Here is a 22775-nt window from a genome sequence, read left to right on the forward strand (position 1 = left end):
ACCACCGGCTTTCTTCGCGTACAAGAGGGCGTAGAACGCCGTAAAATTGCGTTAGTTGCCAATTTACGGCAATACGCGACTGAGGGCAATACGAAGGCGTTCTATGACTATCTCATAAACGAAAGGAAAATAAGCGAAAAAACCGCAAAAGAATACGTTTCGGCAATATCTAAGCCGTTTCGCGAAACTAGAGACGCTGAGAAAGCGTATAGGTTATTTGCGAAATTCTTATCTTCACGCGGGGTAATAAGTGACGATTTCGCCGAGAAGATATTAAAGGTCGTTAAGGTGAAAAGGACTAATGCCGATATTTATATCCCGACGATTGAGGAAATTAAGCGGACGCTCAATTTAGCGAAAGACTATAGCGAAAACGTTTATTTCGTTTATCGTATCGCTCTGGAAAGCGGAAGTAGGCTTTCCGAGATTTTACGCGTACTTAAAGACCCGAGTCAAGACGTATGTGATTCCGGGATATGTTATTATCCGTTGGCATGGCAACGCGGATATAAGAGCGTTTTTTACGTCTTCCATATAACGCCGTTACGCAAAGTCGACATTACGAGATACGCTATAGACGATTTCAAGAGACGTCGTGATGCGTTAGCGATAAAGTACTTCCGCAAATTCGTCGCAACGAAGATGGCTGAACTCGGGATACCTCTCGACGTTATCGACTTTATTCAGGGTAGAAAGCCGACACGCATACTGACGCAACATTACGTTTCGCTTTTCGGCATAGCGAAAGAGCAGTATCGCAAATATGCGGAATGGCTAAGTAACAATTTTTAAAAGGACCTGATATTATTTTTTCAAATTTTCCCAAGTACTGCATGGGAAAAATTTGAATTTTTTTAAGCAGTGTTTGAGAAAAATTCTAACGCTCACTGCATAACCGATACGCTAACTCTGCATGTTGTGATAACCCGGGCTAATCTGGCTTATACGTAGACCTACCGTATTGAAACCACACGTGCTTTTTGCCTATATGGTCCATCAAATGGTCGGTTTTTGCAAACGTTTTTCCGCAATACCGACACGTAGTCTCTTTTTCCTCATATCTCAAATGTACTATAAAGGAATTGTATCTTTCGAAAGGCGTAAGGCAAATAGAACAGACCCATTTATACACCGCCCTGAGTGAAACGTAAAGCGTTAAGTCGTTACTCTCGGGCGTGAATTGAACCTCTATCGCCCGTTTTAAGAACTCCAGAGCGTTTGGCTCTGACTTTACGATTATTTTCGTATGCTCTTTAGTTTTCATCAAAAGCTATATATTTCGCCAAATGATTATATAGCTTATGGAGTCTCACGAAAACACACACTCACAAATTATGGAGTATATTAAGAAGAATCCCGATTTACAAAAGGCGATAGAACTCCTTAGACGCGAAGGGAAAGTAAGTAGGACCGCTTTACAATTCGAGTTTCACTGGACCGAGTGGAAAGCCCGTAAGGTCTATGAGGAGTTACGTTTTATATGCCGTAAAGGTTTGGCGTTTAAAGAAGACGAGAGCCATGAAACGATTTGTAGGGCTTACCACGGCTATGTCGAATTAATCACCGTAGGGCGTGGATTTGACAGTGACATGGAAATCGACGAAGACTTAAGTCAAGAAAGTGAAGAGGAAGGATTTGATGAAGACGAAGAAGAGATAGACGAGACTGAGGAAGACGAAGAAGAGACCGAGTCTAGTTAAACGAAAAAATAACGTAATTTAAGGATAGCTAACGGAGTTTGGGTCACTGTCTTTGTTTCGTGCAGTCAAGTATCAGCATTCTGAGGTATGCACTTAGGCTTAGTCCTTTCTCTTCAGCCTCTTTTTCTAACCTTTCAGCCACGTCTTTGGGCAAATAAACCACGACCCTAGTTGTGTCTTTTCCTACTACCATATAATAAAGTATCACAGAGTGGCATAAAAGTTTATATAGTGACACACTATATATACACTTAGTGACTAAAATGGCACAAGTCCAATTCGGGGATAAATGCGTAAAGGTAAACGAGTCTATTTTTTATCTAACTCCGTACGCGATACAAGTCCTGAAATCGTGGTATGACTGGTCCGTGAACTACGACACTGAGGCGTCTGAGGAGTTTCGACTAGAGGAAGTAGAGTATTTCGCTAAGGCTTTCGAAATGCTAAAGCCACAAAGCCATGATGAGGCGTTTCACTACTTAACGATATTGGAAAACGCGTTTGTACAGACCGACTACGCGATTAAGGAAATCGTAGATAGGGTTTACGCGAATAAGAGCGGTAACGTAATGGTGAGAGAGTTATGACAAGACCGAGTTGGGATTTAATCGAAAAGGCGATAGAGGATATGCTAAACGACCATATGAGGGCATGGGGTTGGTACGACTACTTCGTTATCGACGACGTTACCATATTGGTGAAGGTCTTCGACGAAAATGACGAAGTGAGGTTTACGATTAAGGCAAAACTAAACGGCGAAAAACTAGAGGTCGTTGAGGTGAGCTGAATGATAGTCCCGGTCTATATACATTACCGTGACCTGGAAGAGATGTGTTATTATGACGATTGGGAAAAGAGCGTAGTATGTGACGACTACGACTACGACCACGAGTACACGGTAGACGAAGTCGAATTCGATAGGGCTGACCTGGAAGACATAGTTAATGAGTACTTCGACGACATTATCGATATACTACTAAGGAATCATAGGAAGGAGTTAGAGAAGGCTATGAAACGTTTATAAATGGGTTTTTACTTGGGTGATGAAATAATCATGAGACGAATTGAATTTAAAATATCGAATAAGCTCCACGTAAAACTAAAAATGGCTCTTTATAAAGTCATTTTCAAACTTCTAACACGGTGAAAAACGTGGTCTCAAAAAAGCCTCATTTGTTCCTGAGAATGAGGGAAGAGGACAGAGAATTGATACATAAAATAGCCGAATATTTCGACATCTCAGAGGCTGATGTTGTGAAAATGGCGATAAAAGAATTTGTGAAGAACCATGACCTAGAGGGGGTCTCTTCATAAGTTAATCCGTTTTTTCTCGTCTCGTCACAAATCAGAAAAAAGAGGTGAGTTAAATGGCTCTCTTAAATAAATCTAAATCGAATTCGGATAAAAAGCATGACGACCGCTCAAACGGCGGTCGGAAAAAGGTAAAGTACGTGTATCTCTCGTCGAAAAAAGCGGTATTCCTAGTAACGGGCGTACCGCGTGAGAACAAGTACTCGTACGGCGTGCCGATAATACCACTCCACGGGATTTACTACTCGTCGAAAGATAAGCGTAAATATACGGCGAAAGAACTAAGCGACTATTTCGTCGTGCTGAATATCGACGAAGAGGACGCCGACGCTTTAAAAGGCAAAAAGGTCGTCGTGATGGGCTATAACGATAACGAAATGTTAGTCATAACCGATAACGGGGGTGATGAGAAGAATGGTGATAATAAGGCGTGACGACTTCCTAAGACCGAAAAAGAAAAAATTGCAGAGTAACAGCGAAAAATACAAATCGTCAACTCAAAACCCCCGGGATTCCGGTAAAACCGGTAAAACCGGTAAAAATTTACCGGAAATACCGGAAATACCGGAATCCCCCCGGGTTTCAGTTGACGATTCCAATAAATCTCAATCAAACGAGAAATTTATAACGAGAGAAATAGTGGAAAGTGAGGACGGGCGTTACAAAGTCAAGATAGACGTCTATCGTATCGGCGAAGAAGAGAAAATAGAGGGCGATAAGGTCGTACGGAGAGCTAAGCTGAAGTTCGTGATATGGTATCGTAGTGTCGTTAAAGAGTGCGTCGACGACTGCAGTGAGGCGATAGCTGAGGTCGCGTTTGCGACTGACTATAAAGTGTCAAAGAAGGCGATAAGTGCGAAACTAGCAGAACTAAGAAGAGAGTACGGCGAAATAGAAGAGGTACCGCTTATCGACTACGTACGCAAAAAGTACCCCGACCGTTTAGCAGAAATCGAGAAAGACCCCATAGCGTGGATAATGTCACGTACTAAGGAGATAGTCGGTTACGAAAGGCTCAAGTTGTTGACGTTTCTGTCTATCGTTTCGTCTCAAATGGAAAGAGTAATGGGTATGTCTCGAATACACATAATGTTGGTCGGAAAGTCCGGGGCGGGCAAATCTTCGACAGTAAAGAGCGTAACGCGTTATATCGACAATACGGGTATGTATATCGCGGGGACGAGACTGACTCAGAACGCTCTCGGTTATCTTAATGTTGATTCGTTTGACGGAAAAGTACTCTTTGTAGAGCAAATCGACAGACAGAACATTAATTATATACGCGAAATGATGACCGAAGAGAAGGTTTGTACACTCGTCACGGAAAAGGTCGCCGACGAGAACGGTAATGAGCGTTATGAATCGCATTTACGTTGTATCCCGGGTCAGTCGGCGGTAATAACGACGTCTGTCGCCGACGATATTAACGTCGACCGTGAACAGATTTTCAACCGTTTCCTAAAAGTCTACGTAAGCCCGGAATCTCTTGACGCCGACAAAGTAATTGAGGCGATATGGACGAGAAAGAAGAGCGAATTAAGTGAGGTCGACCGTCTTGTTTTTATGGCGTATCTACTATCGAGACCTAAATTCGCGGACAACGGTAACTTAGTCGACCGTGCTAAGAAATTCTTACAACCGATAACGGGCGTGGCAAGTGAGCCGGTCAATAGAACAGTGGAGGTATTGAGGAATCTCGTTATAGTAACCGCAATAGCCCGCGGTAAAACGAAGGCTGACGATAGCGATTTCGACTTCGTAATGCAGTACTTCCAATTGGACGTTTTATATAACGGTCTCGGGCTGACGGAAAGAGACGTAGAGTTCATAAAGGCGTTACCGGACACGAACGGTCTTAAGTCGTCTGAGATTGCCGACGCGTTGAAAGTATCGAAACAGTACGCGATAAACGTACTGAAGAACTTAGAACGTAAGGGCGTAGTCGAAGGAGTGAAAGATGACGGCAAAACGTTCACCTGGAGTCTAACGGCTCTCGGAAGACGGATAAAAGCGTTAGTAAACAATATCGATAAGGACGTCGTTGAGGTGAGAGACGAGAAGGGCGAAATTGTCGGTATGGTCGATAGCAAATTTCGCCCTGGCGATGACTCCGGAGTCGATAGAGAAAATGCCGTGCCGGGGAATGACGGAAGAACAGTGTCGAGAGGCGACGGCGAAACTAACCGAGTTGCTGAGGCGTATAAATTCTTGAAGGAATATGGCTCAATATCGGCCGCTGAGCTAACGGAAATATTCGGTGACGACATAATCGAAATGCTGAAGGCGAAAGACCTGGTCACTTTCAACATTATCGACGGTGTTGAATATGTTAGGGCGAAATGATTACGAAATAATCGGTTGGGTTTGGCTTACGACGTACGGCGAACTGAAGGCGAACGGCGTCAACGTCAAAAAGGGCGACGGGCAATATTTCATATATAATAATAAGAAATTCCCGCCGGGTATCTACTACCTGATACGTTATCGCGGACGTGAGTATTTGATCAGCGAAAGGACGCTCAAGTCACTTTGAATTTTTCGCATAAATGAGGAATCTTTGCCGTCTTCTTTCAACTCTACGCAAATCACGGCAAAAATTGACGAGTTGCCAATGCTTAAAAACGCGAATTGGCAACTATAATACGGGGCGTGAAAATGACGGAAAAACAACGTCGTTATAAATTCGGCGACTATATTTTACGCGAAAGAAAAGGTCGGTATTATGTCTATAAGTTGGAAACGGTGAACGGTGAGGTAAAGGAAACTTACGTCGGTCCTTTAATTGACGTAGTCGAATCATATCTAAAATTGAAATTGGGGGTCTTAGGGGGTGTCCCCCTAACAGCGGGCCCGCCGGGATTTGAACCCGGGACCACCGGCTTTCTTCAAGTTCCGGAGGCCGGTGCTCTATCCTGGCTGAGCTACGGGCCCAATAATTAATTTTCTAAGAGAAAGTTAATAAGCTGAAGTAAATAGGAAATTTTTTTAAGGATATTGTAAGTGTGATGTTTTGGTGAATAGATTGGTATTTGAAGAGGATTGGGAAGAAGATTTTGACGAGTTTGACGAAGAGGAGGATTGGGAAGAGGAGGAAGATTGGGAAGAGGAAGAGTGGTAATTTCATAATTTTTTATTATCCTATTTTAAGTGGGGATTGTAGTGCGAGTTGCGGTATTAAACTACGATTATTGTAAGCCTGATAAGTGCAATACCGAATGTATTACCTTCTGTCCTATTAACAAATCTGGCAGTAAGGCAATTGAATTATCAGATATCGTGAAAGGAAAGCCAGTAATATATGAAGAAACTTGTATAGGTTGTGGTATTTGCATTAAGAAATGTCCGTTTGGAGCTATTGACATAGTAAACTTACCTAACGAGTTTGGTAAAGAAGAGATCCATAGATACAAGGTTAATGGTTTTAAGTTATTCGGGCTTATCACTCCTAAGAGGGGTTACATAATAGGTCTTTTGGGCAAGAATAGTACGGGGAAGTCTACGATTTTACGTATCTTGAGTGGGGATCTAATACCAAACTTTGGTGATCCACAAGCTAATTTGACTAAAGAGCAAGTGTTGGAGAGATTTAAGGGGAAAGAACTTTACGACTACTTTTACTCTTTATATAACGAGAAACTGAGAGTAATACATAAGATTCAGTACGTTGAATACGCCAGTAAATTCTTAAAGGGAACTGTTAGCTCTCTACTATCTAAGATCGATGAAAGGGGTAAATTAGATGAAGTAAAGAGATTACTAAACCTCACCCCTTTCTGGGAAAAAGACGTGAAATATTTAAGTGGTGGAGAGCTACAAAAGCTCTTAATAGCTGCCGCATTAGTAAGAGAAGCTGATGTTTATCTCTTTGACGAACCTTCCTCATATCTGGACATAAGAGAAAGAATAAACATGGCTAATTCCATTAGGGAACTAACAAAGGGAAAGTACGTAGTCGTAGTTGATCATGACCTTATAGTACTGGATTATCTAACAGATCTAATAAACATAGTATATGGTAAAAGTTCAGTTTACGGTAGAGTGTCAAAGACCTATACCAGCAGAGTAGGAATAAATAATTTCCTTAAAGGTTATTTGCCTGCTGAAAACATGCAAATAAGACCAGATGAAATAAAGTTTAACTTGAAAGAGTTAACAGATTTAGACTTAAACGTTAACGCTCAACCTAAGGTAATTTGGACTAATATGTTTAAGAAGTTAGAGGGATTTAGCCTTGAAGTCGAAGAAGGTTATGCTAGAGAAGGTGAGGTAATAGGCATAGTGGGGCCAAATGGGATAGGAAAGACAACTTTTATGAGAATTTTAGTTTCAGAGATAAATCCCGACGAAGGGCAAGTTCTAACTGAGGGCTTATCATTATCATATAAGCCGCAAAGAATAGCTCCGAATTTTGACGGTACTGTTCAAGAGTTCTTAGAAAATGTTAGGAAGGATGTTCTATCTTCATCTAATTGGTTCTTTGAGGAGGTAGTCAAAAGGCTTAACTTACATAGAATGTTAGAATCTAAAGTCTCAGACCTTAGTGGTGGAGAGTTACAAAAATTATATGTAACAACAGCTTTAGCTAGAGAAGCTGATGTATATGTAATAGATGAACCTTCGTCGTATTTAGATGTAGAGGAACGATACGTAGTAGCTAAGGCAATAAAGAGAGTCACTAGGGAGAGAAAAAGCGTAACTTTTATGGTAGATCACGATCTAGCTCTTCATGACTATATCGCAGATAGAGTAATGGTATTCTCAGGGATTCCGGGTTTGAGAGGGCATGCTAAAAAGCCCCAAAGCCTTAGTTCCGGTATGAATGAGTTCCTTAAAGAACTAGGAATAACATTTAGAAGAGATATGGATAGCGGTAGGCCTAGAGTAAATAAGCCTGGGAGTTATCTAGATAGAATTCAGAAGGAAAACAATGAATATTACTCAATGAAATTAGTTAGAGAGGAAAGTAATACGTAAAGTTTTTTATATTGTTTAAGTATTAAGGCATGATGAGAACTACTATAAGTGTTATAAAAGCAGATATTGGAAGCTTAGCTGGACATCACGTAGTGCATCCAGACACTATGGCAGCTGCAAGTAAAGTATTAGCGGAAGCAAAAGCTCAGGGGATTTTAATAGATTATTATATTACACATGTAGGTGACGATTTACAATTAATAATGACTCACACTAGAGGAGAATTAGACCCGAAAGTCCACGAAACAGCTTGGAATGCCTTTAAAAAAGCAGCGGAAGTGGCAAGGGATTTAGGCTTATACGCAGCAGGTCAAGATCTTCTATCAGATTCATTCTCTGGTAATATTAGAGGTTTAGGGCCAGGCGTTGCAGAAATGGACATTGAAGAAAGAATTTCGGAACCGATAGCTATATTTATGGCTGATAAGACTGAGCCAGGTGCTTTTAACTTACCTCTGTATAAAATGTTTGCTGATCCTTTCAATACACCAGGATTAGTTATAGATCCTACAATGCACGACGGGTTCAAATTTGAGGTTCTAGATGTATATGAAGGAGAAGCAGTAACTTTAACTGCCCCTCAAGAGTTATACGATCTATTAGCATTAATCGGCACACCAGCTAGATATGTAATTAGAAGAATATATAGAAACGATGATAATTTATTAGCTGCAGTAGTAGCTATAGAAAGACTTAACCTGATAGCAGGAAAATATGTTGGGAAGGACGACCCAGTTACAATAGTTAGGTTGCAACACGGTTTACCTGCACTTGGTGAAGCACTTGAAGCGTTCTCATTTCCTCATTTAGTCCCTGGTTGGATGAGAGGTAGTCACTACGGTCCTTTAATGCCTGTATCGCAAAGAGACGCTAGAGCTACTAGATTTGACGGTCCTCCAAGGCTAATAGGTCTAGGATTTAACGTAAAGAACGGTAAGTTAGTAGGTCCGAGCGACCTGTTCGATGATCCTGCATTTGATGAGGCAAGAAGATTAGCAAATGTTATAGCAGATTATATGAGAAGACACGGTCCATTCATGCCTCACAGATTAGAGCCTACAGAGATGGAGTATACAACATTACCTTTAATTCAAGAGAAGTTAAAACCGAGGTTTAAGAAAGAAGCAGACATGTATAAGACGAAAGAAAGTATATATACTAAAGGTAAATCGACTGGAGAAACGCATGATTAACTTTTTCTTTCTTGGTACTTTTTAACACTATGGAGGTAATTAACGTGGGAAATGTTTATACAAAAGACATAAAGAGAGTTGCCCAAGAATTATATGAGAAATTTAAGGATCAAGTTACAGCAGATTTTTACTCAAATAAGAAATTAGTTGACATGTACATAGATGTTCAATCCAAAAAGGTAAAGAATAGAATAGCTGGGTATTTAACTAGATTTGCTAAATTAAGTAAAGAACAAGCCACTAAAGAAGTAGCCGAAGAGGAAAGTGAAGAGTAGAGCATGAACTTAATCATAATTTTTAGGGGACCTTTAGCCATCACTTTAGGTAATGAGAAAATAGAATATAAGGGCGAAGAGAAGTCTATAATTGAGATTATAAAGAAACTAGATAATAATAAAGGTATTTTGTATGATTATAAGTTAAAAAATGTTAAATCTGGATATATTATACTAATTAATGGTAAAGATTACAGATTATTAGAAGATAATAAAATAAAAGATGGAGACATTATAGAAATAATTCCGATTAATCATGGTGGTTAAAAATAACAGTCAAGGTCATTAAATTGAATAGTTCTGCTAACGATGTTAAGTCTTTGGTTAAATATGAAAACGATTGTGTCTCCCAAATATTGCCTTATCTACCTAGCGATATAGAGTTAGAACAAGCTTGTGAGGTATTTATGTACTTGCTATCCAAAGATGAGATAAAGAAAAAATTTAAGTCACTACCACTACTCTTTCTCCTTCTTTTAACTCATGATAGAAATATTAATGAGGCTATAAGTAAAGTAAAATCTGAAAATGAAAAAGTAGAGGTTGTGTATCAAATTATATGTTGTAAGGATAGGGAGAACAAAGAGTTTAAGATACGTTCAAGAGAGGACAGAATAAAATTGTCGATAAATGCAATACATTCAATGGAGTGGCTCTCTTAAATTTTAGCATTCTACATTATGGATAGTAGAGTTTTCTCTCTAGTTCTTATGGCTATGGGTATTCTAATTCTGGTTAATTCACTTCACGTAATTAATATTTCAATAATTTATTTACTACTAATATCTGGAATTGTAGGTATTTTATTGCTAATTACAACTAAAGTGAACTTATATCATAAAGTTAAAGATGTAATAGTTAGAGCTGAAGTTAAAGGCTCCATACAGAGGATTAAGTACAACTCCAAAGAATTCGTTTACGTCCCATTTAAAATAATCGGTAAGGAGACAAGTAATCAGCAGATCGACTACTCGAAAGAGATTTCCCAAGCTATAGAGGTTATTAAAAGACATAAAGAACGTAAGGTTAATGTAGCTATTTTAACTACTCTAGACCCTTTCCCTGGAAGTGGATTCATTTTTTATAGAGAGGTTCAAAACGATTACGATGAAACAGACTTCATTACACAAGTTTTAAGTTTAAAAAATGTAGTAGAAAGCATTGCTCCTCATATCTCCTTAGAACCTGTCTCCATTAACAATAGTGTTTTTTTGCCCTTTCCTAAGGTGATGGGTGGTGTAGTCTTTTCAGGTTATATTTTTTATAAAAGATTTAGCGTTGAAGAATCCGATTTCTTGGATTATAAGTATGATATCGAGATAGGAAAAACGATAGATAATTATCAGATTCCTGTAGGGTTTTTGTCATCAGATGTGTTTAAACATATTGCAATATTTGGTGCTACTGGAAGTGGCAAAACAAACACTGCTTCAGTGATAGCTAAGGAGTTATTTGATAAGGGATTTAATGTAGTAGTATTAGACTGGCATGGTGAGTATAAGAATTACTTATCTGATTTTAACTACTATGGTAAAGATAATATTATTCCGCTTAATCCTATAGCTTATGAAGAGCAAGACACTGAAGATATAATAGAGATAACAAAAGAAGCACTAGAGTTAACCGAACCGCAGACATTTCTAATGTATTTGGTATTAGAGCAGCTAAAGCGAGTTAGAAGGCTTGACTCTACTTCTTTAAAGTTAATTCTAGAATCAATAAACGCTGAATCTTACATGATTAGAGATATAAAATTTGCCTTAGGCAGAAAATTATACGTTTTAACTACTCCACAAGGTAGGAAGTTATTTTCAATAGATGGAGGTGACTCATTTATCGATTTAGGAGAGAGATTAAAGGGAGGGAATATTATAGATCTAAGTACCATATATAACATAAAGTTGAGGAGATTATATGCGTTATATTTAATGAAATTTTTATTCGAATATTACCAGAGATTTAGGAATCCAGACAAAAAAGCTGTTATAATTGTTGAGGAGGCTCAAAATTATTTTAATGGTAATAATGAGATATTGAAAAGGGCATTACAAGAAATTCGAAAATTCAATATAGGCTTATGTATAGTATCACAATCTCCTTCTAGTGTAGATCCAGAGGTTATGAAAAATACTAGTATAAAGATTATTCATTCTATTAAATCCAACTTAGATAAGAAGATAGTATCAGATTCAATAGGCTTAGATAAAGAACAAATTAACACATTAGACAAATTAGATATAGGAGAAGCTGTTTTCATAGCTCCTAATATAAGGAAAAATATATTAATTAAAATTAAAAAAATCGGTTAGTCTTCTTCGGAGGACTTACTTTCTCCTCCTTTTTCTCCTCCTTTACTTTCACTCTTCTTACCAGCAGCTATTAAGTCGTCTATTCTTAAGATTAATGTAGCAGCTTCTGTAGCAGCTTTTATAGCATTAATCTTAACTAGTGCCGGTTCAATTACTCCTAGTCTCCACATGTCTTCTATCTGTCCAGTGTAAGCGTTAATTCCAACCCACTTACTTGTTTCATTCTCGTGAGCACTTCTTAACTTTACTATTAGATCTATTGGATCATATCCACCATTCTCTATGAGTATCATAACTAAGCTCTCTAATGCGTTAGCATAAGCTTCGATGGCTAGTTGCTCTTTTCCGCCAACTTGAGGAGCGTACTTCCTTAATCTCTTTGCTATCTCTATCTCTACTGCTCCTCCACCGGCTACAGCTCTACCATCTCTTATTACATCAGCTACAGTACCTAGAGCGTCTCTTAGAGCTCTTTCAGTCTCATCAACTACTCTTTCTAAACCTCCCCTGATCAATATGCTCACGGCCTTAGGGTTCTTTGCTCCTTCAACGAATACCATTTTATCCTCTCCTACTTTCCTCTCTTCAACAAGTGCAGCATATCCTAAGTCTTGAGGTGTTAGTTCGTCAATGTTAGACACAACTCTACCTCCAGTGGCTCTTGCCAGTTTTTCGAGGTCACTCTTCTTGGCTCTCCTTACTGCCAGAATCCCTTTCTTAGCTAAATAGTGCTGAGCTACTTCATCGATACCTTTCTGACATATAACAACGTTAGCACCAGTCTGGGCTATTTTCTCTACTTTCTCTTTGAGTATGTTTTCTTCTTCTTCAAGGAACTTCTGCATTTGAGTTGGATCATTAATTCTAATTTCAGCGTCAAGCTCAGGCTTTTCGACCTCTAGTGAGGCGTCTAGCAAAGCTATTTTAGCGTTTTCAACTCTCTTTGGCATTCCAGGGTGTACTACTTCTTTATCAACTACAATACCGTACACTATTTGTGTATCATTTATACTTCCGCCGTGTTTCTTTACTATTTGTATGTTATCTAGATCAACGTACCACTTATTTCCTCTTAACTCGGCTACTTGTGTTACAGCCTTTACTACTATGTCTGCTAGATACTCTCTTGCGCCAGCTACAGCCTTACTATATAAAGACGTCATTGCTACCTTTCTTAGGACGTCTGTGTCATTTACTGAGACATTGGTAGCAATTTCTTGTATGGTCTTCAAAGCTTGTTCTTCAGCTTTTTTAAATCCGCTGACAATTATCGTTGGATGAATTTCCTTATATAATAATTCTTCAGCTTTTTTAACTAACTCTCCTGATAATATTACAGCTGTTTTAGTACCGTCTGCAGTTTCCTCGTCTTGTCCCTTTGCTATCTGCACTAGGAGCTTAGCGGCTGGATGTTGTAGATCCATTTTGTCTAGTATGGTAGCACCGTCATTAGTAATTGTTATATCGCCTAGACTGTCTACTAGCATTTTATCCATTCCTCTAGGTCCATAAGTAGTCTTCAAGGCTTCCTCTACTGCTTTTACAGCAGCAATGTTTATTCTTAGTGCCTCTTTACCATAAGTTCTACTTGATCCTTCCTTTAATATTATAACTGGGATACCTTCAGGAGTGGTTGCTACTGTAGCTGTGGATGCCATATCCTTTATCACCTGTTCGTTTTTCCATTAGAAGAGGTTATATAAAAATTTTTCTCAAAGCTATTTCCTTATTGATTGGTTAACCTCTCAGATATCATGCTTTGTTCTGTCTTAGAAAACAGTTCTTCAATTTTACTCCTTATTGTAACACGTTCTTTAGATTTAACGGTAGATAAAATTTTTCTAAAGTATTTCTTACTAATACCAAGCATAGGTTCTATCTTACTAAATAATTCTGTATCATAGAAATAAAGAGCTAGGGCTACCTTGTATTTTATGTGCTTATCCCTAAACTTAGGTATCCGATCAATGAAATCATATACTATAAATAATTTCTCATTATTTTCTATATATTTCAAAGGTATAAGCGAGGATTCTCTTATTATACTTCCATTATAAAATATTAATTTTTCTTCGAATTTTTTTCTAGATTTTTTCACTCTATTTACCTTTATATTTATATCTAATATCTTGTTTGTTTTACTTACAAAATTCAATGATTTATTTAAGAAAATTTCTTGTGGTGTAATGTATTTACTGTTAGATATATTTTCTATTTCATCATTATAATCATTATATACACTTTGATCAAAAATTTGATCCACCACAAGTCCGCAACTACTACACACAATTACGCCGTTCTTATAATCCCATACCAAGTTTTTACTTTTACAGTATGGACATTCCATAGGATATTACATGTCTCTACATTATACTTTTTAGTTGGTTCTAAAACTAAGAATACTGACTCAGATGACAGAAAATAATGATATTGATAAATTTATAGTTATTAATGATTTAAAACAAAGGGGTAAGAAGGGAAAAATTTCTGGAAAATATATCTATTTAGAATCTGGGAGTAGGAAATATATAATTAAGACCTTAAACGAGAATAACAAAGTTAGCGTAAAAGAGATAGAAGATTTTGTAGCATTCTCCTCGAAAGTAGATAAGGAAAGTGTAATAGCTATAGTTGATAAATACGGGGATGTAAGTTACTATTTTTTATCAGAAATAAAATTGAATAAGAAGGGGGGAAGCGTTGATATCATATGAACCTATAAGAGGAATGAAAGATTATTACGGGAAAGAACTAGAGAAGATTAAGTTCATCGAAAATACTTTCAGAGAAGTTGTGACTAAAGCTGGTTACTCAGAAATTTATACTCCAGTAGTAGAAGAGTTTGAACTGTTCTCACTAAAAGGTGGTGAAGAGTTAAGAAATACGATGTACGTGTTCAAGGATAAAGCAGGTAGAGAAGTAGCACTAAGGCCTGAGTTTACTCCTAGCGTAGTTAGAGCTTATCTAAACGGAATGCAACATCTTCCAAAACCCCTCAGGCTGTTCTATATTGGCACAGTATATAGGTATGATGAACCTCAATATGGTAGGTATAGAGAGTTCAGGCAAGCAGGGATCGAACTTATAGGATCTAATAACACATTATCCGATATTGAAGTTCTTAACTTATTGATTCAAGTCTATTTTTCTTTAGGTTTGATTAATGAAATAGAAATTAAAATTAACAATATTGCAATTTACAGAAAGATTTTTAATAAAATGAATATTGACGAAAGTAAACAAGAGCATATTCTTCACTTAATAGACAAGGGTAGAAAAGACGAGGCTGTAAAGGAATTACGTGAATCCGAATTTACAAGTTTAATACAGTATTTATTAGAGCAAAATAAAATGGACGAGAATTCTTATGAAGAAGTAATAAAAGAGGTTTCTAAATATGAATATTTAGGGCTTAAAGAGGAGATAGAAAGAATAAGAGTTATTAATAAAGTAATAAGTGAATTAAAAGTAAAGACAAAAGTTGATTTAGGGTTTGTAAGAGGTTTAGCATATTATACTGGAGTTATTTTTGAAGTTACACAACCTAACGTTCCATTTAGTATTGCTGGAGGAGGACGATATGATGGATTAATAGAACTATACGGAGGAAATGATACGCCAGCAATAGGTTTTGCTGTGGGGATAGAAAGGACATCTCTCGTGTTAAATTCTGTAATATCACAAAAGTTACCTAAAAAAGGCGTATTGATTATACTTTCTGAGGATAGAAGCAGCAATAATTATGACGAAGGCATTATATCTTACGGATTTAAAACTCTTGAAAAACTGAGGCGTTTGGGTCTTGCAACAACGTTAAACCTAAAAGAACAGTCGTTATCTAAATTAATTCCTTCATACCTGGAAGAAGGATATTCTTTCTTGGTAATAATAGGTAGAAAAGAATTTGAGGAAAGAAAAGTCACTATTAAAAACCTAGAAAACAAAACTCAGGTAACGATACCAGAGAGTAACATAGAGGATTATGTTAAGCAAATAATTTAAGTGATAAAAGGGTTTTGTTGAATAGGGTTATTTTGTTATGGAGGAATTACCTGCGACTGCTTTAGGTGTGAGATTAAGTGATAGCATACTTCTTGCAGGAGAAAGAAGGCTGAGTTATGGAAGCTTTGTATTAAGTAGGTCTGCCAAGAAAGTGTTTAAAATAGGTCGTTTTGGAATAGCTGGTGCAGGAATAATAGGAGATGTACAAACGTTAACAAGGATTATGGACGTTGAAATACGATATTATGAAATCTATAATAATAGAAAAATCAGCACTAAAGCTGCAGCTCAATTATTATCAGTGATCTTATACCAGAATAAATGGATGCCATACATTTCAGAACTATTATTTGGAGGGTTTGACGAAGACGGACCGAAAATGTATATACTAGATCCTATAGGGTCATTAATAGAGGATGATTACGCTGCGGTAGGATCTGGGGCAAGAGTAGCGATTGGTGTTTTAGAAAGTGAGTATAAACCGAACCTATCAATAGACGAGGCTAAGGAATTAGTAATAAAAGCTATGAAAGCTTCTATAGAGAGAGATGTAACATCTGGAGACGGTATAGATTTACTTATAATTAAAAAAGGAGAAGTTAATGAAGAATTTATAAAGATAGTGGAGTAAATATCTATCTTAATTATTTAAAAATATTTAGCTTCTCTTTATGCAATAATATACATGATCCATCATTTTAAACAAGTTTTCCTTTATTAAGCCCAAGTTTTTGGAAGAAATTTTAACTATTAATCCGTACAGCGAGATTTGATCTAAAATTGTACCGTCATCTTGTAGCTTCTCATAGAAGAGATAACCGTGAGCACAAAAGTCTTTTTCAGTGTATGAGGGTTTCTCAGTCGATATTTCTACTGTAACTTTTTCTCCCTCCTTGAATAAATTTATTTCCTCTACTATATCAGTCTCAATTACTATATTTTTCTCACATTCAAGTTTTAGAATTAACAAGTTCTTTAGGCTACCAGGTTCAATCCTGCTAGTCGTACAAGAGAGGTACAGCTTACCTGGCTGTATAGACTGCATATTTCTAATTGAAATGCTGGATTAAATATTATTAACCATTTTGAGATACGTATGGATATGAGCAGTAGAAGAGTAAGTGGAGATCTAAATACTTTAATCGATAAAACTATAATTGTAAAACTATCTAATAATAAGACATATTCTGGAGTTTTAAGCTCTTTCGAACTGTCTCCGTTTATGATATCATTAACAAACGCTAAAGATAATGAAAATAACACTTATTATAAAGTAATAATAAACGGTTCATTGATTACTGAGATCTTAGTCAAAAATGCACCGATTTTTGATCCTAGGGAATTTGCTGAACTAGTAGCAAAAGAATTGAACATCAGATCAGCAGATATTAAGGTCTATGAAGAAGCTGGTATAGTGACTATTCTAGATAAAATAAAAGTATCTGAGAACGGAGTAGAAGGAAGTGGACCCCTAGCCCAAAAAGTGTACGACATTTACAATAGTTATGTTGAAAAGAAAAAGAAAGGAGCATAAAGATGGTAGGAGAATTTGAAATAAAAGATGAGGATCTAGCTGGTAGAATAGGAGTACTTAATACAAGGCACGGAAATATTGAGACTCCAGTTTTTTTCCCTGTGATAAATCCTTTAAAATCTGAGATAACAATAGAAGATATAAAGAGTGTAGGATTTAACAATATAATAACTAACGCTTATTTACTTAAGAAGAATTTTAATCTTAAGTCTTCAATTCATGAGTTTTTTAAATTCAATGGAGTAATTATGACTGACTCAGGTGCATATCAGATTTTGCAATATGGTCAAGTAAACGTTACCAATAAAGAAATCGTAGAGTATGAAAACACCATAAAACCAGATATTGCTGTAATTTTAGATGTGCCAACTGGAGATGTAAGAAGTGAAGAAGAGGCTAAGTACACTGTGGAAGAGACTATAAATAGGGTTAATGAGTCCTTATCTTACATAAAGAACTCCTTAGAGGAAATCATATGGGTTTATCCTATCCAAGGTGGTAGATATCTCAACTTGTTATCTTATTCAGCAAGGTATTCTCTAAAGGTCGATGAATTTAAAATTCTTGCATTAGGCAGTCCCACTGTTTTAATGCAAAGATATGATTATATTCCCTTAATAGATATGATATATACTGCAAAGTCAAACGTAACTAGAGGTAAAGTATTCCACTTGTTTGGAGGCGGACTTCCTCATATAATGCCATTTGCTGTCGCATTAGGTGTTGACTCTTTTGATTCGGCTTCATATATTTTATACGCTAGAGATAATAGATACATGACTAGGGACAGAGTATATCGTTTAGAAGAACTAGAGTACTTTCCTTGCTCATGTCCAGTATGTACTCGATACACGCCTAAAGACCTTCTAGAAACTGATCAAAAGTCACGGACTAGGCTTTTAGCTCTTCATAATCTTTACGTAATTAAAGAAGAGATTAATACTATAAAACAATCTATAAAAGAAGGAAGACTCTATGAGTACCTTCAGCAAAAGGCTTTTTCGCATCCAAGGGTTTATGACGCTTTTAAATCCCTATTAAAATATTCCGAATATTTGGAAAAATTTGATCCAAGAACTAAAGGGGAAATAAAGGGTATATTTCTCTATAATAAAGATTCTTTAGAGAGACCTGAAATAAAAAGGCATCAGTTGAGGTTAAAGGAAATTATTTCACCAAAGTTATCAGAGCATAAAAAAATCGTTATAACATGTGAGGATTCTTACAACAGTTCAGATCCAAATATAGAAGTATATTTATTCAATCCTTTCTATGGACTTATACCATATGAATTAAGGGAGACTTTTCCTTATTCTCAACACGAAATACCTAAGCTAATAGATGAGGAAGTTCTTCAAGCTACTAAGAAGAGAGTTAAAGAATTTCTGAATACTTTAAAGGATGAAGACATTACGTTATCAATAGTTGGATGTGAAAAATTACATATAAACTCTTCCAGAGACGTTCCTATTAAGCTCTTTCTGGATCAGTTCTAGTTGTTTTTGAAGTTCTTCCTCTATCTTTTTAGCGTCTTCATATAGTTCTCCTACGTCTATCTTTATATTAAAGATTCTACCTACCTCTTCAACCGCTATAGCCGCAGCTGCAGGGTCTATTCTGTCTCTATCAGCATATGGTAGTAATATAGTAGCGGGCAAATCTTCGATCTCCGAATATATAGTAAATAGCGCCAGTGGTCCGATCATTAATAACTGTTTCTCCATCATCGGGTAAGTTAGGTTTAGCTTACTTTTTGAAGTCTTAAGCCAACGTAAATTACAGTTAGAGGTTCTATATCTTTTATCGAGACCTCCTATTAAGATAACGTTAGTCACGTTTAGTTTTTTCAGCCATTTTACTATTGTTTCTGAAAATTCATTAGCTTCTCTCTGTAAAGGTAATAAATGGCTTAAGAGAACTAAAAGGTGGTTCTTATCATCATAAAATAGTTCAAAAGGGGTAGCTATCCCGTACTCATCTAGAAAAGTGACATCACGTAAATATTTAGTAAGTACAAATCCAACTCTTTTCATTCCTAGTTTTAAGGCAATGTATCTAGTAGCTATATATCCGACTTCTCCTAACGTTCTAAAACCTGTTATGAAGTTAACTCCTTTTAACTGATCCTCATTAATTCCTTTAAGTACAATCTTGATATTATTCATCTTTTACCTCCCTCTTAACAATTACAGCAATACCCCTTTTATAATGTTTTACTTCCTCTCCCGACACTCTCGCTCTTCCGATAGCTAACAGTTCATCATCTTCGTTAACAACGAGTACTTCATCTCCAGCCCTTATACTCTCGTCTGATTCCAATACGAATTTACAGAAAACGTTTCTACCTTCTTTTATGAATTGTGATATATCATTAAGGACTACAAACCTAAACTTAGGTTTATCACTACACTTTTTTATGATTTGTCCGCTTATTTCAGTTAAAGAAAATAAATAATCCTGTGCCCTTAAGACTAAGAATAATCTAAGATTACGATCTAAAATATTACGGATTTTATTCGTAGCGATTGAATACTGTATAAAAAATTTTTCATTAGGCGGAAATAAACAATCTGCTATTGTAGAAGAAAACTGATAAGACGCTATAGTTTTTAACTTTCTAATTTCCGCATAAGATGCTGGCTTAGCCTGTGTTAAGTTAATCATACATACTTTTCAGATCTCTCTGAGATTTTATTTTTGAATCTGCTCTTTTTCACTTTAGTTATTGCACTGATTATATCATTATAAGTTACAAACTTTCTTCCGTCTCGTATAGCATTATACCCAGCCTCGGTACATATGTTTTTAATATCAGCCCCGCTCAAACCTTCTGTTAATTTAGCTAACTCTGAATAATCTATTGTTGAGTCCACCTTCATTTTAGACAAGTAAATCTTGAATATTTCTTCTCTTCCTCTAAGATCTGGTAAAGGAACCTCTATTAGTCTGTCAAATCTACCTGGTCTAAGTAATGCAGGGTCTAATATGTCAATTCTGTTAGTAGCTGCTATTATCTTAACATTATCGAGAGGTTTAAATCCATCTATTTCAGCTAAGAGTTGCATTAATGTCCTCTGAACTTCTCTCTCCCCGCTAGTTCCCATATCTATCCTTTTAGCACCTATGGCATCTATTTCGTCTATAAATACGATTGCTGGTGCTTTTCTCCTAGCTAACTCAAATACTTCCCTTACAATTCTAGCTCCTTCTCCAACGAATTTTTGAGCGAACTCAGATGCAACAACTTGTATGAATGTTGCGTTACTTTCAGTAGCAACTGCTTTAGCTAGCATTGTTTTTCCTGTCCCAGGCGGACCATAGAGTAAAACCCCTTTAGGTGGCTCTATTCCTATTTCCTTAAATAACTCTGGATTTTTTAACGGCATTTCGACTACTTCTCTTAATTCCTGGATTTGGGCCTCTAATCCACCTATATCTGAGTAATGAATGTTAGGTTTCTCAATGACCTCAAAGGATTTTACTAATACATCCTCTCTATTGGGTAAAATTTCAACAATCGCAGATCCTCTTTGAGTTAATGCAACTGATGTGCCAGGCTTTATTTTCTTTATATCTATAGACGAAGTCACATTCACTACTAAATTAGGACCCGAAGAACTTCTTACTACTACTCTCCCATCCGGTAAGACGTCTAGTACAGTAGCTTCAATGTAAGGAGGTGCTAGTAATTTTTCTAACTCTCCTTTATACCAGTTAAGATCTTGCCTTAATTTTTCTAACTCTTTGGTAAGAGATTCTATCTTTTCTTCAAGAAGTCTCACAATGGCATCATCATTATTATTAGAATAATTGCGAGACTTATAGCTATCAATTTCTCCTGACAACTGACCTCAGTATTATTATTGATTAAAAACCCTAAAAATGTTTAAGAGTGGATATTGAGTATAGATCCTATGCAAAGTCAAGCATTAAAATACTGTGAGCTATGCGGATCACCTATTAAAGGTAACGGGATTACAGTGTCTTTTGAAGGGAGTATAATTACAGTATGCCCTACATGTTATGCAAAAATTAAGAAAAGTGCAAAAATTGCAGATTTACCTAAACAGACACAGCCTAAGAAAAGTATAAAACCAGCAGTACCAAAGATAAGTAGTGAAGTGGAGCTAGAAGTAGTAGATGATTATTATAAGTTAATTAAAGAGGCAAGGGAAAAGTTAAAGCTAACACAACAACAACTCGCACAACAACTCAAAGTTTCGGAAAATATAATAAAAAGGTTCGAAAGCGGAAAATTAAAGCCCACGATTCAACAAGCAAAACAATTAGAAAAGATCTTAGGAATTAAGTTGCTAATACCAGTTGAGGAAGGGGGAGAAGAAGAGGAAGAAGGGGACTTCACTCTAACCTTGGGCGATGTTGCACACATTAGAGAGGGTAAAAGTTGAAGGCGATATTATTCGTTAATGAAGAATTTGAAGATGAGGCGGTAGCTCTAGCAGAATCTGCTTTATATGAGATAGCAAAAGTTTATCCTTTGCCAAGGAAACCTAACCCAGTTTTTTATTTACAGAAAGATAAACTTGAACAAATAAAGAACGATAATAGTATAGAAGCTATAATAATTTTTGATTTAGTAAAATCGAGGCAATTCATAGGGCTGTATAGGGAGATTCCTTCCAAAAAAGTTCTTGATAAAGTAGTATTATTATTAGAGATTTTCGCTTTACATGCAGGTTCGAAAGAAGCAAAGCTTCAGATAGAGCTAGCAAAATTACGTTATGAGTTACCTATAATCAAAGATATGTATAAAAAGACAAAGATAACGGAGCAACAAGGACCACTAGGAGCTGGAGTTTACGGTGTAGAAGCGGCGATCAGATTATACCTTAGGAGAATAGTTAAAATAAGGCAAGAATTAGAGCAGTTACGTAAGGTTAAAGAAGAGCAGATTAAAAAGAACGATTTCAAAAAGATAGCCATAGTAGGATATACTAATGCCGGTAAAACAACACTTTTCAACGCTTTAACTGGCTTAAGACAAAAAGTTGACTCCTCTATGTTCACTACAACATCTCCTAAGCGTTATTCCATCCCTATAAAACTTGACGGTAAAAAGGAGAAAGTGATGCTAATAGATACTGTAGGGTTTATAAGGGGAATTCCTCCACAAATAGTAGAGGCTTTCTTCGTCACTTTATCTGAAGCGAAATATGCTGATATTCTCGTCCTAGTATTAGACGCATCAATCAATGATAGTATGCTAATAGAAATGCTTACAAGTTCAATCGAAGTATTACGTGAACTAGGAATATCAGGTAAACCTATGCTTATAGTCCTTAATAAGGTAGATCTAGTCCAGAAAGAAGACGTAGAGAATAAGATAGCTATAGTAAAGAAAATAAGCGAGAATCTCTACTCCCCGATAGAAGATATAATTCCAGTATCAGCTTTGAAAGGTATTAATCTTAACTATTTAAAGGAGAAATTAACCCACATGGTATGGGCGTAGAACT

30 protein-coding genes, 1 tRNA gene and 1 pseudogene are annotated in these 22775 nt (G+C 36.6%); 23 read left to right on the plus strand and 9 right to left on the minus strand.

Annotated features, from left to right (window positions below):
* Positions 1-45: 45 nt before the first annotated feature.
* Positions 46-792: an integrase gene (locus tag WIW72_RS12190; RefSeq protein WP_337700035.1), complete on the plus strand. Its 747-nt coding sequence runs from the start codon at positions 46-48 to the stop codon at positions 790-792.
* Between the two features lie 139 nt (positions 793-931).
* On the opposite strand, the gene WIW72_RS12195 is transcribed toward WIW72_RS12190, so the two are convergent.
* Positions 932-1264 (minus strand): C2H2-type zinc finger protein, encoded by a 333-nt coding sequence (locus WIW72_RS12195; protein WP_337699500.1) that lies wholly within the window; start codon positions 1262-1264, stop codon positions 932-934.
* A 37-nt stretch (positions 1265-1301) separates the two neighbouring features.
* Between WIW72_RS12195 and WIW72_RS12200 the strand changes: the two genes are divergently transcribed.
* Positions 1302-1700, plus strand: a complete 399-nt coding sequence (locus WIW72_RS12200; protein WP_337699498.1) for a hypothetical protein — start codon at positions 1302-1304, stop codon at positions 1698-1700.
* Between the two features lie 43 nt (positions 1701-1743).
* On the opposite strand, the gene WIW72_RS12205 is transcribed toward WIW72_RS12200, so the two are convergent.
* Complete coding sequence (locus tag WIW72_RS12205; protein ID WP_012717009.1) at positions 1744-1893, minus strand: ribbon-helix-helix domain-containing protein; 150 nt, start codon at positions 1891-1893, stop codon at positions 1744-1746.
* Positions 1894-1963: 70 nt separating this feature from the next.
* Here WIW72_RS12205 and WIW72_RS12210 point away from each other — a divergent pair, with 70 nt between their 5' ends.
* The 8 genes and pseudogenes from WIW72_RS12210 to WIW72_RS12245 all read left to right on the plus strand — a co-directional run.
* Positions 1964-2287 (plus strand): hypothetical protein, encoded by a 324-nt coding sequence (locus WIW72_RS12210; protein ID WP_337700033.1) that lies wholly within the window; start codon positions 1964-1966, stop codon positions 2285-2287.
* The gene (locus tag WIW72_RS12215; RefSeq protein ID WP_337699496.1) at positions 2284-2487 is read left to right on the plus strand and encodes a hypothetical protein; all 204 of its coding nucleotides are present in this window, start codon (positions 2284-2286) and stop codon (positions 2485-2487) included. Before WIW72_RS12210 ends, WIW72_RS12215 begins: the two co-directional genes overlap by 4 nt.
* On the plus strand, positions 2488-2724 hold the full coding sequence (locus WIW72_RS12220; RefSeq protein WP_337699494.1) for a cysteinyl-tRNA synthetase: 237 nt from the start codon (positions 2488-2490) through the stop codon (positions 2722-2724).
* 128 nt (positions 2725-2852) lie between these two features.
* Entirely contained in the window at positions 2853-3014 is a 162-nt protein-coding gene (locus WIW72_RS12225; protein WP_337699492.1) for a CopG family transcriptional regulator, read from the plus strand.
* Positions 3015-3067: 53 nt separating this feature from the next.
* Positions 3068-3445 (plus strand): hypothetical protein, encoded by a 378-nt coding sequence (locus WIW72_RS12230; RefSeq protein ID WP_337699490.1) that lies wholly within the window; start codon positions 3068-3070, stop codon positions 3443-3445.
* Positions 3426-5354 carry a helix-turn-helix domain-containing protein gene (locus tag WIW72_RS12235; protein ID WP_337721486.1) on the plus strand — a complete coding sequence of 643 codons (1929 nt, stop codon included), beginning with the start codon at positions 3426-3428 and terminating at the stop codon, positions 5352-5354. Before WIW72_RS12230 ends, WIW72_RS12235 begins: the two co-directional genes overlap by 20 nt.
* On the plus strand, positions 5338-5544 hold the full coding sequence (locus tag WIW72_RS12240) for a hypothetical protein (RefSeq protein ID WP_337699486.1): 207 nt from the start codon (positions 5338-5340) through the stop codon (positions 5542-5544). Before WIW72_RS12235 ends, WIW72_RS12240 begins: the two co-directional genes overlap by 17 nt.
* Positions 5545-5666: 122 nt before the next feature.
* Positions 5667-5828: pseudogene (locus tag WIW72_RS12245) on the plus strand (putative integrase); the annotation flags it as partial.
* 28 nt (positions 5829-5856) lie between these two features.
* On the opposite strand, the gene WIW72_RS12250 reads toward WIW72_RS12245, so the two are convergent.
* Positions 5857-5942 (minus strand) — tRNA-Arg (locus WIW72_RS12250).
* Positions 5943-6164: 222 nt separating this feature from the next.
* On the opposite strand from WIW72_RS12250, the gene WIW72_RS12255 reads away from it, so the two are divergent.
* The 6 genes from WIW72_RS12255 to WIW72_RS12280 are packed head-to-tail and all read left to right on the plus strand — an operon-like array spanning position 6165 to position 11762.
* Complete coding sequence (locus tag WIW72_RS12255; protein ID WP_337700031.1) at positions 6165-7985, plus strand: ribosome biogenesis/translation initiation ATPase RLI; 1821 nt, start codon at positions 6165-6167, stop codon at positions 7983-7985.
* A 32-nt stretch (positions 7986-8017) separates the two neighbouring features.
* A complete protein-coding gene (gene fbp, locus WIW72_RS12260; protein ID WP_337699484.1) occupies positions 8018-9178 on the plus strand; it encodes a fructose-1,6-bisphosphate aldolase/phosphatase in 1161 nt (386 codons plus the stop codon).
* Between the two features lie 44 nt (positions 9179-9222).
* On the plus strand, positions 9223-9453 hold the full coding sequence (locus WIW72_RS12265; protein ID WP_337700029.1) for a 30S ribosomal protein S17e: 231 nt from the start codon (positions 9223-9225) through the stop codon (positions 9451-9453).
* Positions 9454-9456: 3 nt separating this feature from the next.
* A complete protein-coding gene (locus WIW72_RS12270; RefSeq protein WP_337699483.1) occupies positions 9457-9720 on the plus strand; it encodes a MoaD/ThiS family protein in 264 nt (87 codons plus the stop codon).
* Positions 9721-9773: 53 nt separating this feature from the next.
* Positions 9774-10115 (plus strand): hypothetical protein, encoded by a 342-nt coding sequence (locus tag WIW72_RS12275; protein WP_337699480.1) that lies wholly within the window; start codon positions 9774-9776, stop codon positions 10113-10115.
* A gap of 48 nt (positions 10116-10163) precedes the next feature.
* Entirely contained in the window at positions 10164-11762 is a 1599-nt protein-coding gene (locus WIW72_RS12280; RefSeq protein ID WP_337721487.1) for an ATP-binding protein, read from the plus strand.
* On the opposite strand, the gene thsB is transcribed toward WIW72_RS12280, so the two are convergent.
* Positions 11759-13420, minus strand: a complete 1662-nt coding sequence (thsB, locus tag WIW72_RS12285) for a thermosome subunit beta (protein ID WP_337699476.1) — start codon at positions 13418-13420, stop codon at positions 11759-11761. The genes WIW72_RS12280 and thsB overlap by 4 nt on opposite strands.
* Positions 13421-13488: 68 nt before the next feature.
* On the minus strand, positions 13489-14109 hold the full coding sequence (locus WIW72_RS12290) for a TFIIB-type zinc ribbon-containing protein (RefSeq protein WP_337699474.1): 621 nt from the start codon (positions 14107-14109) through the stop codon (positions 13489-13491).
* Between the two features lie 64 nt (positions 14110-14173).
* On the opposite strand from WIW72_RS12290, the gene WIW72_RS12295 reads away from it, so the two are divergent.
* The 3 genes from WIW72_RS12295 to psmB are packed head-to-tail and all read left to right on the plus strand — an operon-like array spanning position 14174 to position 16395.
* Positions 14174-14476: a ribonuclease BN gene (locus WIW72_RS12295; protein WP_337699473.1), complete on the plus strand. Its 303-nt coding sequence runs from the start codon at positions 14174-14176 to the stop codon at positions 14474-14476.
* The gene (gene hisS, locus WIW72_RS12300; protein ID WP_337721489.1) at positions 14463-15764 is read left to right on the plus strand and encodes a histidine--tRNA ligase; all 1302 of its coding nucleotides are present in this window, start codon (positions 14463-14465) and stop codon (positions 15762-15764) included. Before WIW72_RS12295 ends, hisS begins: the two co-directional genes overlap by 14 nt.
* A 37-nt stretch (positions 15765-15801) precedes the next feature.
* Positions 15802-16395: an archaeal proteasome endopeptidase complex subunit beta gene (psmB, locus tag WIW72_RS12305; RefSeq protein WP_337721490.1), complete on the plus strand. Its 594-nt coding sequence runs from the start codon at positions 15802-15804 to the stop codon at positions 16393-16395.
* Between the two features lie 27 nt (positions 16396-16422).
* Here the strand turns inward: psmB and WIW72_RS12310 are convergent, their stop codons facing one another.
* Positions 16423-16809 carry a DNA-directed RNA polymerase subunit G gene (locus WIW72_RS12310; RefSeq protein ID WP_337699467.1) on the minus strand — a complete coding sequence of 129 codons (387 nt, stop codon included), beginning with the start codon at positions 16807-16809 and terminating at the stop codon, positions 16423-16425.
* Between the two features lie 57 nt (positions 16810-16866).
* On the opposite strand from WIW72_RS12310, the gene WIW72_RS12315 reads away from it, so the two are divergent.
* Together WIW72_RS12315 and tgtA are read left to right on the plus strand one after the other, a co-directional pair.
* Complete coding sequence (locus WIW72_RS12315; RefSeq protein ID WP_337699465.1) at positions 16867-17298, plus strand: Lsm family RNA-binding protein; 432 nt, start codon at positions 16867-16869, stop codon at positions 17296-17298.
* A 2-nt stretch (positions 17299-17300) separates the two neighbouring features.
* Positions 17301-18794, plus strand: a complete 1494-nt coding sequence (tgtA, locus tag WIW72_RS12320) for a tRNA guanosine(15) transglycosylase TgtA (protein WP_337699462.1) — start codon at positions 17301-17303, stop codon at positions 18792-18794.
* Here tgtA and WIW72_RS12325 read toward each other — a convergent pair.
* The 3 genes from WIW72_RS12325 to WIW72_RS12335 are packed head-to-tail and all read right to left on the minus strand — an operon-like array spanning position 18738 to position 21143.
* The gene (locus WIW72_RS12325) at positions 18738-19463 is read right to left on the minus strand and encodes a proteasome assembly chaperone family protein (RefSeq protein ID WP_337699460.1); all 726 of its coding nucleotides are present in this window, start codon (positions 19461-19463) and stop codon (positions 18738-18740) included. The two genes, tgtA and WIW72_RS12325, sit on opposite strands and share 57 nt — an antisense overlap.
* Positions 19456-19962, minus strand: coding sequence for a PUA domain-containing protein (locus WIW72_RS12330; protein WP_337699458.1), 507 nt, complete (start codon positions 19960-19962; stop codon positions 19456-19458). The genes WIW72_RS12325 and WIW72_RS12330 overlap by 8 nt, the downstream gene beginning before the upstream one ends.
* Positions 19959-21143 carry a proteasome-activating nucleotidase gene (locus WIW72_RS12335; RefSeq protein ID WP_337699457.1) on the minus strand — a complete coding sequence of 395 codons (1185 nt, stop codon included), beginning with the start codon at positions 21141-21143 and terminating at the stop codon, positions 19959-19961. The genes WIW72_RS12330 and WIW72_RS12335 overlap by 4 nt, the downstream gene beginning before the upstream one ends.
* Positions 21144-21212: 69 nt before the next feature.
* Here WIW72_RS12335 and WIW72_RS12340 point away from each other — a divergent pair, with 69 nt between their 5' ends.
* Positions 21213-21707: a multiprotein bridging factor aMBF1 gene (locus WIW72_RS12340; protein WP_337699455.1), complete on the plus strand. Its 495-nt coding sequence runs from the start codon at positions 21213-21215 to the stop codon at positions 21705-21707.
* A complete protein-coding gene (locus WIW72_RS12345) occupies positions 21704-22771 on the plus strand; it encodes a GTPase (RefSeq protein WP_337699453.1) in 1068 nt (355 codons plus the stop codon). Before WIW72_RS12340 ends, WIW72_RS12345 begins: the two co-directional genes overlap by 4 nt.
* The last annotated feature ends 4 nt before the right edge of the window (positions 22772-22775 follow it).

It is taken from the genome of Stygiolobus sp. CP859M (genome assembly GCF_037389975.1).
GTDB lineage: Archaea > Thermoproteota > Thermoprotei_A > Sulfolobales > Sulfolobaceae > Stygiolobus.

Coding starts and splice junctions, on each gene's coding strand:
- WIW72_RS12325 (WP_337699460.1), bottom strand. CDS start 19,463: ATGAATAATATCAAGATTGTACTTAAAGGAATTAATGAGGATCAGTTA.
- WIW72_RS12240 (WP_337699486.1), top strand. CDS start 5,338: ATGTTAGGGCGAAATGATTACGAAATAATCGGTTGGGTTTGGCTTACG.
- WIW72_RS12210 (WP_337700033.1), top strand. CDS start 1,964: ATGGCACAAGTCCAATTCGGGGATAAATGCGTAAAGGTAAACGAGTCT.
- WIW72_RS12315 (WP_337699465.1), top strand. CDS start 16,867: ATGAGCAGTAGAAGAGTAAGTGGAGATCTAAATACTTTAATCGATAAA.
- WIW72_RS12200 (WP_337699498.1), top strand. CDS start 1,302: ATGGAGTCTCACGAAAACACACACTCACAAATTATGGAGTATATTAAG.
- WIW72_RS12220 (WP_337699494.1), top strand. CDS start 2,488: ATGATAGTCCCGGTCTATATACATTACCGTGACCTGGAAGAGATGTGT.
- WIW72_RS12205 (WP_012717009.1), bottom strand. CDS start 1,893: ATGGTAGTAGGAAAAGACACAACTAGGGTCGTGGTTTATTTGCCCAAA.
- fbp (WP_337699484.1), top strand. CDS start 8,018: ATGAGAACTACTATAAGTGTTATAAAAGCAGATATTGGAAGCTTAGCT.
- WIW72_RS12195 (WP_337699500.1), bottom strand. CDS start 1,264: ATGAAAACTAAAGAGCATACGAAAATAATCGTAAAGTCAGAGCCAAAC.
- WIW72_RS12235 (WP_337721486.1), top strand. CDS start 3,426: ATGGTGATAATAAGGCGTGACGACTTCCTAAGACCGAAAAAGAAAAAA.
- thsB (WP_337699476.1), bottom strand. CDS start 13,420: ATGGCATCCACAGCTACAGTAGCAACCACTCCTGAAGGTATCCCAGTT.
- WIW72_RS12230 (WP_337699490.1), top strand. CDS start 3,068: ATGGCTCTCTTAAATAAATCTAAATCGAATTCGGATAAAAAGCATGAC.
- tgtA (WP_337699462.1), top strand. CDS start 17,301: ATGGTAGGAGAATTTGAAATAAAAGATGAGGATCTAGCTGGTAGAATA.
- WIW72_RS12340 (WP_337699455.1), top strand. CDS start 21,213: ATGCAAAGTCAAGCATTAAAATACTGTGAGCTATGCGGATCACCTATT.
- WIW72_RS12295 (WP_337699473.1), top strand. CDS start 14,174: ATGACAGAAAATAATGATATTGATAAATTTATAGTTATTAATGATTTA.
- WIW72_RS12280 (WP_337721487.1), top strand. CDS start 10,164: ATGGCTATGGGTATTCTAATTCTGGTTAATTCACTTCACGTAATTAAT.
- WIW72_RS12310 (WP_337699467.1), bottom strand. CDS start 16,809: ATGCAGTCTATACAGCCAGGTAAGCTGTACCTCTCTTGTACGACTAGC.
- WIW72_RS12290 (WP_337699474.1), bottom strand. CDS start 14,109: ATGGAATGTCCATACTGTAAAAGTAAAAACTTGGTATGGGATTATAAG.
- WIW72_RS12270 (WP_337699483.1), top strand. CDS start 9,457: ATGAACTTAATCATAATTTTTAGGGGACCTTTAGCCATCACTTTAGGT.
- WIW72_RS12215 (WP_337699496.1), top strand. CDS start 2,284: ATGACAAGACCGAGTTGGGATTTAATCGAAAAGGCGATAGAGGATATG.
- WIW72_RS12330 (WP_337699458.1), bottom strand. CDS start 19,962: ATGATTAACTTAACACAGGCTAAGCCAGCATCTTATGCGGAAATTAGA.
- psmB (WP_337721490.1), top strand. CDS start 15,802: ATGGAGGAATTACCTGCGACTGCTTTAGGTGTGAGATTAAGTGATAGC.